We start from the raw sequence: 14,803 nt of genomic DNA on the forward strand, positions 1-14,803 counted from the left end.
TACTTAGCCTGACGGCATCGCTAAAATAGTGTTGATATCCATTGTTTCTTGGTATGCAATCAGGCGGGTTTGTTTTGTCATGCGTGCATAGACAGCCATACGATCAGCTAATTCATTTCCTTCTATGTTCGCGTGACCTTTAACATGGGTAATAGTAATATGAGTTTTTAACTCTTGGTATAAACTATAAGCCTGTTTAATTGTTTCAAGGTTTTTAATGGGTTCACCTTTGCCTCGTGTCCAACCTTTATTTTTCCATCCCGTGGCCCATTTAGTGATGCAATCAATTGAGTATTTAGAGTCTGATAATACTTGAACCGAAAGACCTTTTTCTAGATACGTTTGAGCCAGTTTTAATGCTTCTAATAGCCCGTAAAGCTCGGCAGAGTTATTTGTCCCTTGAGACTCGTATAAACCAAACAGTAATTGTTCGAGTTGATTCTTATTGTAGACTGCAAGGCCTGTACCTGCTTGTCCAGGGTTTGGGGAGCATGCTCCGTCACTATAGATGGCAATATCACTTGAGGTAGCTCGAGTTGCCTTTTGGCTTGAGTTAGGCGTTGAAGCTGGTGGTTTGCTTTTTCCTTCTTTTTCTAACGAACGTTTCATTAAAGCACGAGTGTAGCTTTCCTTAAATGCTGCCTGAGCAAGCTCTTTTGACGAAAACCCCATATACTGCGCATCACTGCGACCATCGATCAATTCTTTAACTTGTGGCCACGAATCAAAGATACCGGTTTTTTCGCCTTTCCAGATTACATAATATTTCTTACTCATAGTTTCGCTTGTTTAAAAAGTCATGAGGGGATAATAAAGGGCTGAGGTAGAGTTACAAGTGATATTTTGCGGATTTCACAGTGATTTCGCGCGCGTTCATCATTGCTTGCTATAAACTCTAGTTTTGATTTGTTAAACTGGGGTGAATCGATTTATTGTCATTAGAGTAAAGTAGAAGCACAGTTTATGAGTCAAAAGCAACCGAACAACCCTTTACATGGTTTAACCCTAGAAAACATTGTGACTGCTTTAGTTGAGCGTCATGGCTTTCCACATTTAAGTCGCAAGATTGAAATTCGTTGTTTTTACAATGACCCAAGCATTAAATCTAGCTTAAAATTTTTAAGAAAGACACCTTGGGCCAGAGAGCAGGTGGAGCAGTATTATCTTGAAACGTGTTTAAATCAAGAGTCTGAACAACCTGAAAAGTTTGTTTGGCCAGAATTAAAGAAGAAATAGCTAATTGAATAAAAGATAAGACTAAAATTTACTTGGCTATCGATAAAAATTAGTCTAGTCTTTTATAAAACTCAATATCATTGCACGTCTTACGGTGGATTAAATGGATTTAATTAGTCACCCAACGCAAGGAGCTGCGTTATTGTTAGTGCTCATGCTTGGAATATTTTACGCCCTCTATTTTACTTTTTTGGTAAAGCTAAAGAAATGGCACCCTCAATTATGGCTTCACACAGGTTTGTCTGTTGATTCTCCTGTTAAAGTTATGGTTAAAGCGTGGGTGATAACAGGGTACCTCTTTAATAAACGCTATGACTCGTCAGGCTTACAAAATGGGATTTTATTTTGTGAAGATCGGCGTTGGTCACTCATTCTTGCGTATTATTTTGCGCTAGCTTCAATTTTTGTTTTTATCCTAAGCTCATTATTATTTGGGCTGCCAGGGGGGTAATCCGCCCTTAGCAAAGTGAAGTTTTCATCAACTCCATCAGATATTTGGCCAATAGTACTAGGTAAAATGATTGGGATTGAGTGCGCCTTGTTCAAGCATTTTATGTCTAAGACACAATAAGGTCACATTACTTAATGTGTTTAGTATTATATTATATTCCACAAATTTTGATTGCGGGTATAAATAAAGAAGTCGTGAGGCTTCCAATAGCTTGGGATCCTATCTTGCTCTGCACTATCAAATTTACTACTGCCCCGTAGTTGGCTTAATATCGCTTCAAGTCGTTCTTTACTTATTGTTTCTAATTTTCTTTTTGTCGGCGGGTAGTAAAGGTTGTTAACTCGCTCAATGGTCAGGTTACTGCCTGACGTAAAAAATACTAATTTACGAGAAACAATACGACAGCGTGGGTACTCGGGGTGAGTTGGGTAGAGCCCATTGACAATAGCATATTCATAGGTCTGCAGGTCTTCACCATCATTGCCTTTAGGAATATAGGTAACACCAAAGCCTTGAGGGAAGTTTCCCATTATTTTCAAAAAGCAATTAATGACCGCTTTACTTAACCCACCACCCTCAGCACTTTTGTTTAGTAATACGAATGCTCTAGGTAAAAACTCATAGTTAAAGTTTAATTTTGTTGAAAGTACAACCGATGTGTATATCTGTGGAACTTTTAGCAGGTTTCCCAACCCTTGTTTCGGCGAGAGTGCTTTTTTAATTAGTGTGTTAATAAATGCTAATTTATCATGTTCCACTTGATTAAACTGTTGCTCTTCCTCACGTGATAAGCCGGTGTAATTAGCAACACCTAAACCGTGATTGAGGTAATTAATTGTTTGCTGGTAATTGCATTTTAATAAGTCGAGGCGTTCTTGCTGTTCTAATACTCTAAAAGGGTCTTGTTCATTATCGTCACCATGTAGAATACGTTGTGCGTCCGGATGGTAATTTCCCACATGCTGCATTAATGCGGCGGTTAATAAAGGAATGATTACTTGGTCTTGAAATAGTTCCGGTGTGTCAGCATGTTGCTTGATGTATTGATTGTTCATCAAATTGTCTTCAATCAGTTGATTTAAGAGTTGATGACTTAAGAGTGCATGATATAAATGTTGGGCACGTTGATTGTAAGTGCGGGCAAGTTTGGGCGTGTCTGGTCCAGCTAGAACTAAGGTTCCTAAAATTTTAGCAAGCTTACGCTGTCGGTCGGCTTTATTTTTTCCTTGGCAATACTCGAGGATTGTTAAGCACACATCGGTAACTTGTTCTTTTCTCATAAGCCGCTCAGCTTGGAGCTTTGCTTCAAAATCACTGAGTTTTATTTTAGCTAGCTCGAGGATTTTATTGAGCTGTTGCGTGCGTTTTTTGTCTTGTGAACTGTCAGCTTGCACTTGCGCGTCGGCAACGTTTTGTTTAAGTGTTTCTAGTGTGCTGTCTGTGTGTTCTAGTTGAGCAAAGTAAGTGGCTGCTTGTTCATAGAGCGAAGACTTAGTGCGAGTCTGTGAATTTATTCTCTTAACCAGATCGTGAATGCGCTTAACACTGGATGACTCGCCAATCGCATCGTATCCCATGTAAACTTACCTCACTAATCAACTATTAAACTTGGATTTTTTTGCACATATATATGCTTATGGTCAAGATTAAAATAAAAACTCCATTAAGTATAGACTGAGTGAGCAACTTATAGTGCTAACTCAGTCTATTAGTTTATATTCAGGCTACATTTGCCATGCGTAACTGAATTTAGCAAAAACGGTTCTATCGGTTCGTTTTAGTTTATCAAACTCATCGTCTTGTTGTCCTTTGTCAGCATAACCAACGAAGATAAGAGATTGTGGATTGAGCTTGTATGAGTAAAGCAGTTGCGTATTGAAGCCTTTAAAGGATGCATCGTAATCGTCAGGTGTCTTATACAATTCAACATTACGATCAACGTCTCGATATTGTATGACTAGTTTCAGATAGCTTTTCAAGTCAAATTGGTAAGTAAAACGTGCATCCGTTAAATTAGCCGTAAACAGTCTGCCCTCATCAACATCTAAGCGATTGTAATTATGGTCAAGGTCGATAGATAAATGATCGTTTACATTCCAGTTCAAGCCACTATTTAAGACAAATGTGTCACCTAGTTGTACATTGGCATAATCGATCTGTTTACCGATTCTGGTAAAGGCGCGGACATTAATCGCAGAAACAGGGCGAATACGCGCAAAGGCCATAAACTGTGTTTCATCAAAATACTTTCCTTTGTGATGTTTATTACGTGTAACTACACCCATATTTGAGTAGAATTGATGACGGCCCTGTAAATTTAAATGTATTTCAGCCTCTTCCTCTAGCAATAAGCCATTTTGGTCTTCAGTGCGGTCTACATCACTCCAAAACCCCCATTGGTTTAATGCTGCACCATCTTCACCATACCATCTGCGTTCACCACCGATCACGGCGCGGCGATAGTCTGCTTGTCTAACAAAGCCTAAGTCGGCGCGAAAGTCTTCTCCAGTATCACTGTAGCTTGCGCGGAGGGTATAATCGCGAGTATCACGTTTTAACTGCATTGAAATAGCATGGCCTGTTTGCTTTTCTTCTAGCTCATACTCTTTAACCAAATGAGGGTTGTTGTCTGAGTCAGACCACGCTGCTTGGTACGAAAAGCTGTCTTGATCGTTAAACCAATAACGCCCATCAACTGAGGCTACAGTATTTTTATAACCATCGCCTTGACGATTAGTTAAGTGAGCACCAATACTTGAACGTTCACCTATATCCATTTTATAGCGCGCGATTGTTGCTTGACTTTTTTTATCTAGTTCTGCTAAATCTGAGCCTTGATTGCCGGGTAATAAGAAGGCTGTGGCTTCGTCATTGGCTGAAAGTAGAGCATAGGTATGGTTGCCTGTTTTGCCCGTGAGCTTAACCCCATAATCAGGATTAGCGATGTTTCGGGTATGGACAAGGTTTAAGCGTTCGCCGTCAAAATAATCGGCACCATCAAGGAAAAATGGGCGTCTTTCACGATAAAACAAGGAAAAGGTATTGTTTACATTTAATTGGCCTGAGTCTGCTTCTACTTGTGAAAAGTCAGGATTTAAAGTTGCATTTAGTACCATATCGGGCGTAACGCCCCAACGCAGATCAATACCAGCATCAGTATTACCATCACCGTTGTCCCAGTTGGCCTGTTCAGCTTCACGTTTATCACTACGATTTATCGTAAGCGTTGGGGTTACTTGAATATTTTTACTTGGTTTTATATTGCTAAAGCCAGAGATGTTGTCGAATTGGCAAATATTACATTGCACGGTTCGATCATCTTTATAGTTGGTAAATTGATAACGGTGATCGCGAGGGTAGGTACGTAATACTGCAATATTCCACGTCAAAGGACCTTGGGCTTCAGGGAAACGTAGTGCTTTAAAAGGAATACTCATTTCAACGATATAACCTTTGTCGGTTATTTTTCCTGCACTATCCCAAATGGCATCCCAAGAGGTGTCTTCACGCCAGCCATTATTATCTTCCATGCGAATGTCACCTTGCACCCCTATTGGATTGACAAAGAATTCATAAGCAGTCCGTTTATCATTGAAAGTATCGATAACAATCCCGGCCCAATCATCCTGAAACATCTTATCTCGATCTGATAAATGTGCGCGGATCTGTTCTGGGTTTGGGTCGTTAGCAACGATGGCAACATTAAGGTTTTCGCCATCTTCATAAAAATAGGCGGTAGTTTTAACTCTTGCAGCTATCCCTTCTCCTGGGTTCTTTTCATAAGCCAAGTCGAGTTTTGTTGCATTGGCCCATGCTGTTTCGTTCATTTCACCATCAATTTCTATTTTATTTTTAATTTGTGGGATGGTGATACTGGTCTTCGCTTGCGCAAAATGACTTGTCATTGCTAATGATACTAGTGCTGCACAAGTAGTAAAGCGAGGAAATACCTTGCTGTTATTCATTTTTAACATACTGAAACTATTCCATTTTAAAATCGCTTTTACCTTACGCGTGTAATGATTTTAGGGAAACTGACAATATGCAACAAAGTGTGTTTTAGTATTCACAATTTTAACAAATGGCTTTGATAGGCTAGAGCAAGAGAGATGGTAGCTTTTTATAAAAGTGAGAGCAGGTGTGAATTTAAAAAGAAATAGGCCAATTAAATTGGCCTATTTAAATCGTTAACAAAAGTTAAATAAATGCGATTATTTAACTTTTGCTTCGTTTTTCTTAGCATTTTTTTGCTCGCGTCGTTGATTGATGATGTGTTTTACATCACCGCCAATGTGATTTTCACCGCGTTGCTCAGCTAGCTTTATTTGACGCTCCCGTTCAGCAAAACGTGCTCGTTGCTCGTCTGTAACGCTTTCGTGACAGCGATGGCAGCTAACCCCTTTCACATAATGCTCGCTTTGCATCTCTTCTTCAGTTAAAGGAAAACGGCAGGCGAAACACTGGTCATATTGACCTTGCTCCAAATCATGGTTTACAGCGACTCGGCCATCAAACACGAAACATTCACCTTCCCACAGCGACTCTTCTTTTGGTACTTCTTCTAGGTATTTTAAAATACCGCCCTCAAGATGGTAAACTTCGTCGAAACCCTGTTCTTTTAAGTAGGCCGTTGACTTTTCACAGCGAATTCCGCCAGTACAATACATTGCGACTTTCTTGTGCTTAGTATTGTCTAGATTTTCTTTAACGTATTGTGGGAATTCGCGAAATGTTTCTGTATCTGGATTGAGTGCATCTTTAAATGTGCCAATCTCAACTTCGTAATCATTACGAGTATCAACAACGATTACTTCTGGATCTGAAATAAGTGCGTTCCAATCTTGAGGTTTAACGTATGTACCGACTACATGGTTTGGGTCGATACCTTCAACACCCATGGTGACGATTTCTTTTTTCAATTTCACTTTAGTACGCTGAAATGGGTTTTCATCATTAAATGACAATTTATAAGATAATTCAGCTAAGCGTTGATCATTTGTTAAAAACGCGAGTACATTATCGATCCCCTGTTGTGGGCCTGCGATTGTCCCGTTAATCCCTTCTAGAGCGAGCAGTAATGTTCCACGTACTTCATTTTTTTCCATGGTTGCTAATAGCGGGTCACGAAGCTCTATGTAGTTTTCGAGGCGTACAAATTTATAAAGGGCACAAACAGTAAAGTTATTAGTCATAGTATAAGTCCATTGAACTGGCTGGATCGTAAATCCAGTGCTTTAGAGAAAAAATGATAGATAGCCAACAGCATTGGACTGGTGACTAAAGCGCGTGATGATAACAGAAATTGATATCGATCAATATAAAGCAGTAAGGATAAGCTCACAAAAAACAATATTTGTTGGTTATTTAGCCTGTTTAGTTCTGTTGCTAATTCGAGGTTTAATATAATTATCTAAATTGAACTTTTCACACTTTGTTTGACCACCTAACAGAGATGCGGCAACGAGAAATGCTTTTTTTGCGCCTGAGTCGCAATAAATCTTATATTCTCCCGGCTGTTTCACGTTATGTTCAACGACAGTGTAATCATGACTCGGTAAGGATTTAGTCATACTCGATACGGTGCGCTTTTCACCATACTTGTGGTGGCTGGCATTTAACTGCTGTTGATGTTGTTTAGCGAGTATTGTCCTTGAATTGGCAATTAATTGTGCCGCAGAGGGAAAAGGCTTTACGGGTTGCTCTGGATTCTCCTTGGCTTGACTGATTAAAGATACCTCTGGTGATGCTGAGGGTTTTCTGATCATTTCTGAAGACTGATTGTCATTTATTTTTTCTTTTTTAACGATGATATTTTCTGTCGCTGCATTGTCCTGATGTGGCTCATCTTGTGGTTGAAGAGGTGGTGTTTCGGCGTCCTTGCTGACTTCTTCTTGAATCTTGCTGGGCATGTGTTGAGGCGCCAATAGGCTTGCTTTAATAATAGTGATCGTCGGCTGTGGTTTTGGTATCGGCGCAGTATCTTGATGGAAGCGATAAAGCAAGGCGAACAGCAAACCGTGACCGAGTAAAGAGAGGGTTATAAAGTGTGAAGAGGCGTTGGTCATTTCCGTATTAACCTAAATGCAAAGAATGAGAACAATTTCTAACAAGAAACAGATAGTACTCCGAGTGTATAGGGTGAAAAAAGTTCAACAACTAGTCATAAAAAAGCCCACGCTACAGCGAATGTAGGTGGGCTTAATAAAATGATAGATAACGGCTTATTTAAATTTACGAACTCTAAAGCTACGACCTTTAAGCTTACCTTCGCTAATTTTCTTGAGTGCTATATTGGCAACGTTACTGGCAACAGCAACATAAGCCCAATTATCAGATAATTGAATCTTACCAACATCACTGCCTGCGATACCGCCTTTACTAGTTAAAGCACCAAGAATATCGCCGGCGCGTACTTTTTGTTTTTTACCACCATCAATCTGTAGCGTGGCCATTTTAGGTTTCTGAATAGGTTGGTCTAATACGCTATTATCAGGTAACGGACTTGGCTCTACAGTAATATTTAAAAATTCTTCTAGACGACCAATTTTGTTGAACTCTTTTTCGGCGAATAGCGAGTAAGCTTTGCCTTTACCGCCAGCACGGCCTGTACGACCAATACGATGGACATGCACTTCTGGATCGCTAGAGATATGGTAGTTGATAACCGCATCTAAATTGTCTACATCAAGACCTCGCGCGGCCACATCGGTCGCAACTAGGACTGAGACACTTTTGTTAGCAAAACGAACTAATGTCTGGTCGCGATCGCGTTGTTCTAAATCGCCGTGTAATGCTAACACATTAAAACCATAATCTTTTAGGTCGCTAGCAAGGTCTTGGACATCACGTTTTGTGGTACAGAAAATAACCGTAGATTCGCTTTTAGCCTGCTGCAATACTAAACGTACCGCGTGACTACGATGGCGATTATCATCAACTTTATAGAACACTTGATCGATACTGTCATTACTATGAGTTGATGCTACTTCAACACTCACTGGGTCGGTCATTAATCGCTTAGCAATTGGCTTAACGCCTTCAGGGAACGTCGCGCTAAATAATAGATTTTGACGTTGGGCTGGACATAACGAGAAAATTAAATCTAATGCCGATTGAAATCCCATCTCTAACATGCGATCGGCTTCATCGAGCACTAAAGTATTTAGGTGGTTAAGTTTTAATCGCCCACGAGATAAATGATCTTCGATACGTCCCGGTGTACCGACTATAATATGAGCGCCATGTTCTAAAGACCCAATTTGAGGCCCCATTGGTGTACCACCACACAGGGTTAAGACTTTGATGTTGTGGATTGCACGCGCTAGCTTTCTAATTTCTTTGGCGACTTGATCCGCCAGCTCACGAGTCGGGCACAGTACTAATGACTGAACACGAAATTTTTTAACGTCTAAGTTATTTAATAAACCTAACGCAAAGGCTGCTGTCTTACCTGAGCCTGTTTTACCTTGGGCGATAACATCTTTACCTTCAAGGATAGGCGGCAAGCTTTGTGCTTGTATCGGTGTCATTTCTTTATAATCTAAGGTTTTTAGATTATCTAACAGTGACGGATGTAGAGATAGTTGAGAAAAATCGTTTGATTGCACAGTAGCAGCCCTAGCGTTGAAGTGTTTCTTAAAAATAATTGGCGCGTAGTATACCAGCTTTACGTTGGTATTATTGAGATATCTTAAGCATAAGACGGAAGCTGCTAACTCGCTCGCACAATCTGATGGCATTGTTTGTCATGCGCAGATACTGTAATGTTCAGCACTATAAACAGGTCATTATTGGAGTTGCTGTGAAGAAAATAGCGTTATTTGTTGATGTACAAAATATTTATTACACTACCCGTGATACTTATCAGCGCCCCTTTAATTATCGTAAATTGTGGCAGGTACTCAGTGAGCGTGGCGACATCGTGCAAGCAAACGCCTACGCTATTGATCGTGGTGATGAACAGCAACAAAAGTTTCAAAGTGCGCTAAAGCACATTGGTTTTAACATTAAACTCAAACCTTTCATTCAACGTAGCGACGGGAGTGCTAAAGGGGATTGGGATGTCGGTATTACTATTGATGTACTGCGCAGTGCTAATGAGGTTGATGAAGTTATTTTACTTTCCGGCGACGGTGACTTTGCGATACTACTTGATGAAATCAAGCAACGCGACAATGTAACAACGACTGTCTATGGTGTGCTTAAATTAACCGCTAATGCCTTGGTGCAAGCTGCTGACCACTTCATTCCAATTGAGCAAGACTATTTACTCTAGATTTATAGTTGAGTTATCAGATTGTCTTCAATGAAGTTAAATTGATTAATCGTTAATGGCGCTGTTCTGTTAGCTCTGACGGTAAGTGCCATTTTATGCTCAAGCGTTGGCTCAAACAGAAAGCTTTGCCATTGAGTGGGTGAGTCATTACGTAACTCACTAAAGCCTAACTCTATGTCATCAAAAGATTTTATTTTAAACCAAAAATGATCTAATGGAATGGCTAAACCATCACCACAGGCTTTGATATAAGACTCTTTCAAAGTCCAAAAATTAAAGAAGTCGATAGCTTGTTGCTGGTAAGGGAGTTGTGCTAAAGCTTCATTTTCATAAGGGCTAAAATAGCGCGGGGCTAGTTTGTATGTGTTGGCTTTACGTTTGATATATTCAACATCAATGCCTAGCTCTAGCTGATGACTGACCGCAATAGCGATTAAGCCTTGTGCATGTGACAGATTAAAGTCGAGTGTTACGTTGGGATTGCTAATAAAGGGCTTACCGTTAAACCCTTTGCCAAATCGCCAGTCACTAGGTGCAATAGTACTGTGATATTTAGATAATACATTCCTCACTAACGCTCGAGTGACAAGTGCACTATGACGACCTTCTTGATTATATTGCTTATCAACCTTTGCCCGCTCTTGTTCGCTTAATTGTTGTCTAAAATAAGCTAGTTGGTTGGGACAGCTTATGTGATGTGGTTTGACTAACCAAATGTCAACCTGATTTTCTAATAGTGCCATAATGGGAGTCACCTTTTCTTTTACTTTTCAAACTGATCATAGCATTGTTTTAGTTCAGGCTTTAGCCTACTTTTAAAAGAGACACTTTAAATTATGGTGTTTCTAAATCAACTATCTATCATCTAAAGGGGACGTTATGCCATTTATTAATCAGCAGGAGCTCTCTAGCTTAAAAATGACCATGCTTATGACACCAGATATGGCTAATTTCTCTGGGAAGGTTCATGGCGGTGCGTTACTACGCTTACTTGACCAAGTCGCTTACGCATGCGGCTCTCAGTACAGTGGGCACTATGTCGTGACTTTATCGGTCGATGAGGTTCGCTTCAAACAATCGATACATGTAGGAGAGCTGGTAACCTTCCTGGCTCATGTTAACTTAGTGGGTCGGAGCTCAATGGAGATTGGGATTAAAGTACTTGCGCAAAATATTCATTCTCGTGAAATACGCCACACCAATAGTTGCTACTTTACTATGGTCGCCGTCAATGAAGCGGGGAAATCTGTTGCTATTACACCGTTAGTTTTAACTAGTAAAAAAGATAAATCGCGCTTTGTTGCTGCAAAATTTCGCCGCGAATTACGCCAAGAGCATAGTGAGCGTTTAGAAGAGATCCGTGCTAAATGGAACGATGATGCTGTTGATGACAGCGTCCTTGATCAGTACCTAAGTTAAAATGATTGCTTAACGCTGATTAAAAATTGCGATGACTTGATATCCTGCCGATTAGCTAGAGGGAAGGCTAGATCGACATGAATAACATGATTGGCATCAACACGGCTAGGGGTAAAGCGAAGACCTATACCAACGTTTGCTAACCAACGTTTATCTTGCTTCTCTATGGCTGTTACTTGGGCTTCAGGGGGCATTGCTGTTAATAATTTATCGTATTGTTCGAGTAAATGACTATCACCCCATGATTTTCCAATATCAACATAAAATGCGGCACCAATACGAATTAAGCGAAATAAATAAGCATCACTATAGTAACGTTGCTCGAAGGTTAATACGCCAGTTTGCTCTCCGGATAGGTGCCTTAAAGGGTAACCTCGCAAGCCAGTATCTCCGCCTAAGAACAGTTGATTTTCCTGATGTGGATTATATAACATGTTATATTTTATCTGGCTAAAGAATACCCAGTCTGAATCATAAAAATGGTAATAAGCACCATTAAACGTAGCCGCCAAATTTTCAAACTTGTTATGTTTACTTTGCCAATAGCCATCGACTTGAGTGTCAAAAGTTAATAAATGCTTCTGCTTTCTGATGGCATTTTGAGAGTGAATATTAAAGATGACTCGGCTGATATCGTTAGCGACAGAGTGATGGCTGTAACCAATACGGCCAGTGAGGGACCGGCCTAGATTTATATCTTCAGTTCGTTTAATCGAGTGGAAATTTTCAATGGTAGTGAAGCTATTTTCAATATAGTCAAATGCCAGCCATGGATATAATAAGGTTCGCTGGTGTTGAGCTTGGCTTGTCAAGGCAAGATGATTAGGACTATCTAATCCAAATGCTCTAGGTATAACAGCATCAGGCTTTAATGTATCTTGGCGGTAAGTGAATCCATAGCGCCAGCGCTTGGTCGTGTCTTCAATATAGCCTTTAGAGCGGCCGTAGAAAATATTATAAATGCGATTTTTATGATCGAGTTCGATGGCTTTTTTTGATTGGTAATATAAAGGGGATATACGCTGTTCATTGTTGAAACTAAAGCCGTAACTTCGCTGACTAGCTAATGAATAAAAGGGTAAGTCGAGAGAAAAATATTGGCGGTAACCATCACTATTGTCACTAATCTCTATTGCTGTTTTACGTCGAGTGCCTGCAATATTTGGATCCTTATAGCGCACTGTATACTCGGTGCGCTGATCATCCTTGGCTTGGGAAATGGAAATAAGCTTGCCGCTGCCTAAAAAATTTGACTCTGTAATCGATGTTTTTGTGGTTGTCTCACCACCTTTGTGCGAAATGCTAAATGCTGGGGTGATTGACCAAGCGTCTTTGGTAACAACTTCAATGTCGACTTTGTCACCGCATAAACGCAGCGGGCGCACTCGTGCATCGTAGAGGTATTTATTGTTACGTAAGATTCGTTCACTTTCGGCAAATAATTGTCCATTGTACTGGTCTGTTTCGCGAAATAAAATTTCATCCCTGATTACTTGCTCTTGACTAATCACATGAACGTCATTGAGCCAGCGATATAGAAAGTTAGATTCCTTGGGGTCTTCTGGGTTAAAAACATTATAACGAGTGAATGTTATGTGGCCGATACTTTTTCCATCGAGGAAATCTGGAGCGGGTGTGGTTGGTAAAGTTAATTCAAAGTTAAGCGGTTCTGGCTCAGGCGATTGCCACTGACATGTCTGCGCATCAGCTTCTTGCCTTAATGGCCAAAGTAAGATTAAACCTAAGCAAACTATACGCAAAAAGAAATTCATCTGCTCCGTATGACCCCTTAACCCGTCTTATAAAAATCACTGTTTAAAAACTAGACAAGATTGCAGATAACAGTGAAGTAATATTAACATATTGAATAAAAGCTATTTATTAGTCAATTAAGTTGGTTATTTAAGTATAAACTAAAATAACTCTGCTATTGATCCTTTTGCCGATTTTGTCATGCGAATGCTTCGCGTATACTGTGCACTCACTATTATTTTTTATTAAAAGAGAGTTGTTATGCTGAAGCACCAAGTCATTCCTGTAACTCAGTTCGCGCAAAACTGTACAGTTATTTGGTGTGATGAAACAAATATCGGCGCAGTAATTGATCCTGGTGGCGATATCGAAAAAATCACGTCTTTTATCGATACTCAACAAATTAGTGTTGAAAAAATCTTGTTGACGCACGCCCATATTGATCATGCTGGTGGGACAAGTGAATTATCAAAACGTCTTAATTTAACGATTGAAGGTCCGCATCAAGGTGACCTGTTTTGGATTAATGGTTTAGCTCAGCAAGCACAGATGTTTGGGTTTGAAGTGTGTGATGTCTTTGAGCCGACACGGTGGTTAGAAGATGGTGATACGGTAACTGTGGGTAATGAAGTACTCGATGTACTGTTGTGCCCAGGCCATACACCGGGTCATGTAGTGTTTGTATCCAAAGCTCTGAAACTAGCTTGGGTCGGTGATGTATTGTTCGCTGGTTCTATTGGCAGAACAGATTTCCCACAAGGGGATCATCAAACCTTGATTAATTCGATTTGTAGTCAATTATGGCCGTTGGGTAATGACATTGAATTTATTTGTGGTCATGGCCCAAACTCTACATTTGGTAAAGAGAGAGCATCAAACCCTTTGGTCGGCGATCGGGTGACGGGCTTAAGTTAGTGTTAAATTGATGAGGGTAGGGCAGTTGGTATTGTCCTACCTAACCTCAAACTATTCTATAGCACAGGCAAAACTGGAATTGGCTTCCCTTCTTCGTTCACTGCAACAAAGCTAAAGGTTCCCGTTATCGCTTTTTCACGGTGATCTTGATACATATCTTCAACGTAAATATTCACTTCAACTTTTAAGCTGGTACGTCCAACGTGGACAACCTGACCTACTAATTCAACTAAGCTGCCACCGGGAATAGGGTGTTTAAAATCGATGCGGTCAGAAGAAACGGTGACCAAACGTTTACGGCAAAAACGAGTTGCGGCAATGAAGGCTGCTTCATCCATCCACGCTAACGCTTGCCCACCGAATAAAGTGTCGTGATGGTTGGTATTAAAAGGAAAAACGGCTTTGGTGATACGTGCTTGACTGTTTTCGAGTCGTTCTAGTACCGCAGGATCGTGAATCATTAATTTTTCTCAATATAACTAGTTATCTATTACTTTAGATTAGTCAATTAAGCTACTTAAGGAGGTTTAAATATTGAATTAAGAAGAGAGTACTACAGGAATATAATGATGGTGGACGATACTGGGCTCGAACCAGTGACCCTCGCCTTGTAAGGGCGATGCTCTCCCAACTGAGCTAATCGTCCTCAGGGGATATCCTAGTTTTAATTCTTGGAGTAAGAATGGTGGACGATACTGGGCTCGAACCAGTGACCCTCGCCTTGTAAGGGCGATGCTCTCCCAACTGAGCTAATC

14 protein-coding genes and 1 tRNA gene are annotated in these 14,803 nt (G+C 40.3%); 5 read left to right on the forward strand and 10 right to left on the reverse strand.

The features are described 5' to 3' along the window. Positions 1–3 precede the first annotated feature (3 nt). On the reverse strand, positions 4–777 hold the full coding sequence (locus tag Q8W26_RS16370) for a ribonuclease H family protein (protein WP_101215880.1): 774 nt from the start codon (positions 775–777) through the stop codon (positions 4–6). Positions 778–963: 186 nt separating this feature from the next. Between Q8W26_RS16370 and Q8W26_RS16375 the strand changes: the two genes are divergently transcribed. After that, the gene (locus Q8W26_RS16375) at positions 964–1,236 is read left to right on the forward strand and encodes a VF530 family DNA-binding protein (protein ID WP_101215879.1); all 273 of its coding nucleotides are present in this window, start codon (positions 964–966) and stop codon (positions 1,234–1,236) included. A gap of 103 nt (positions 1,237–1,339) precedes the next feature. Then, positions 1,340–1,687, forward strand: coding sequence for a hypothetical protein (locus Q8W26_RS16380; RefSeq protein ID WP_101215878.1), 348 nt, complete (start codon positions 1,340–1,342; stop codon positions 1,685–1,687). Between the two features lie 146 nt (positions 1,688–1,833). Here the strand turns inward: Q8W26_RS16380 and Q8W26_RS16385 are convergent, their stop codons facing one another. From Q8W26_RS16385 to dbpA, 5 genes are all read right to left on the reverse strand, one after another. Further along, positions 1,834–3,264 carry a hypothetical protein gene (locus Q8W26_RS16385; RefSeq protein WP_101215877.1) on the reverse strand — a complete coding sequence of 477 codons (1,431 nt, stop codon included), beginning with the start codon at positions 3,262–3,264 and terminating at the stop codon, positions 1,834–1,836. Between the two features lie 147 nt (positions 3,265–3,411). Then, positions 3,412–5,661, reverse strand: a complete 2,250-nt coding sequence (locus tag Q8W26_RS16390) for a carbohydrate binding family 9 domain-containing protein (protein WP_101215876.1) — start codon at positions 5,659–5,661, stop codon at positions 3,412–3,414. Positions 5,662–5,898: 237 nt separating this feature from the next. After that, on the reverse strand, positions 5,899–6,879 hold the full coding sequence (locus Q8W26_RS16395; RefSeq protein WP_101215875.1) for a rhodanese-related sulfurtransferase: 981 nt from the start codon (positions 6,877–6,879) through the stop codon (positions 5,899–5,901). A gap of 168 nt (positions 6,880–7,047) precedes the next feature. Next, positions 7,048–7,752, reverse strand: coding sequence for a hypothetical protein (locus tag Q8W26_RS16400; protein WP_101215874.1), 705 nt, complete (start codon positions 7,750–7,752; stop codon positions 7,048–7,050). Positions 7,753–7,908: 156 nt separating this feature from the next. Next, positions 7,909–9,294 carry an ATP-dependent RNA helicase DbpA gene (dbpA, locus tag Q8W26_RS16405; RefSeq protein WP_305473777.1) on the reverse strand — a complete coding sequence of 462 codons (1,386 nt, stop codon included), beginning with the start codon at positions 9,292–9,294 and terminating at the stop codon, positions 7,909–7,911. 194 nt (positions 9,295–9,488) lie between these two features. Between dbpA and Q8W26_RS16410 the strand changes: the two genes are divergently transcribed. Then, positions 9,489–9,962, forward strand: coding sequence for an NYN domain-containing protein (locus Q8W26_RS16410; RefSeq protein ID WP_101215903.1), 474 nt, complete (start codon positions 9,489–9,491; stop codon positions 9,960–9,962). Between the two features lie 2 nt (positions 9,963–9,964). On the opposite strand, the gene Q8W26_RS16415 is transcribed toward Q8W26_RS16410, so the two are convergent. Then, positions 9,965–10,705 carry a 4'-phosphopantetheinyl transferase superfamily protein gene (locus tag Q8W26_RS16415; protein ID WP_101215872.1) on the reverse strand — a complete coding sequence of 247 codons (741 nt, stop codon included), beginning with the start codon at positions 10,703–10,705 and terminating at the stop codon, positions 9,965–9,967. 136 nt (positions 10,706–10,841) lie between these two features. Here Q8W26_RS16415 and Q8W26_RS16420 point away from each other — a divergent pair, with 136 nt between their 5' ends. After that, on the forward strand, positions 10,842–11,381 hold the full coding sequence (locus tag Q8W26_RS16420) for an acyl-CoA thioesterase (protein WP_101215871.1): 540 nt from the start codon (positions 10,842–10,844) through the stop codon (positions 11,379–11,381). Here Q8W26_RS16420 and Q8W26_RS16425 read toward each other — a convergent pair. Next, positions 11,378–13,153, reverse strand: coding sequence for a hypothetical protein (locus tag Q8W26_RS16425; RefSeq protein WP_101215870.1), 1,776 nt, complete (start codon positions 13,151–13,153; stop codon positions 11,378–11,380). The two genes, Q8W26_RS16420 and Q8W26_RS16425, sit on opposite strands and share 4 nt — an antisense overlap. A gap of 244 nt (positions 13,154–13,397) precedes the next feature. On the opposite strand from Q8W26_RS16425, the gene Q8W26_RS16430 reads away from it, so the two are divergent. Continuing rightward, positions 13,398–14,048 carry an MBL fold metallo-hydrolase gene (locus Q8W26_RS16430; RefSeq protein WP_305473778.1) on the forward strand — a complete coding sequence of 217 codons (651 nt, stop codon included), beginning with the start codon at positions 13,398–13,400 and terminating at the stop codon, positions 14,046–14,048. Positions 14,049–14,104: 56 nt separating this feature from the next. Here Q8W26_RS16430 and Q8W26_RS16435 read toward each other — a convergent pair whose 3' ends face one another. Both Q8W26_RS16435 and Q8W26_RS16440 read right to left on the reverse strand, forming a co-directional pair. Continuing rightward, positions 14,105–14,509, reverse strand: coding sequence for an acyl-CoA thioesterase (locus tag Q8W26_RS16435; protein WP_101215868.1), 405 nt, complete (start codon positions 14,507–14,509; stop codon positions 14,105–14,107). A gap of 109 nt (positions 14,510–14,618) precedes the next feature. Then, a tRNA-Val gene (locus tag Q8W26_RS16440) sits at positions 14,619–14,694 on the reverse strand. Positions 14,695–14,803: the final 109 nt, after the last annotated feature.

This window comes from Psychrobium sp. 1_MG-2023 (assembly GCF_030689115.1).
In the GTDB taxonomy this organism is placed as follows: domain Bacteria; phylum Pseudomonadota; class Gammaproteobacteria; order Enterobacterales; family Psychrobiaceae; genus Psychrobium.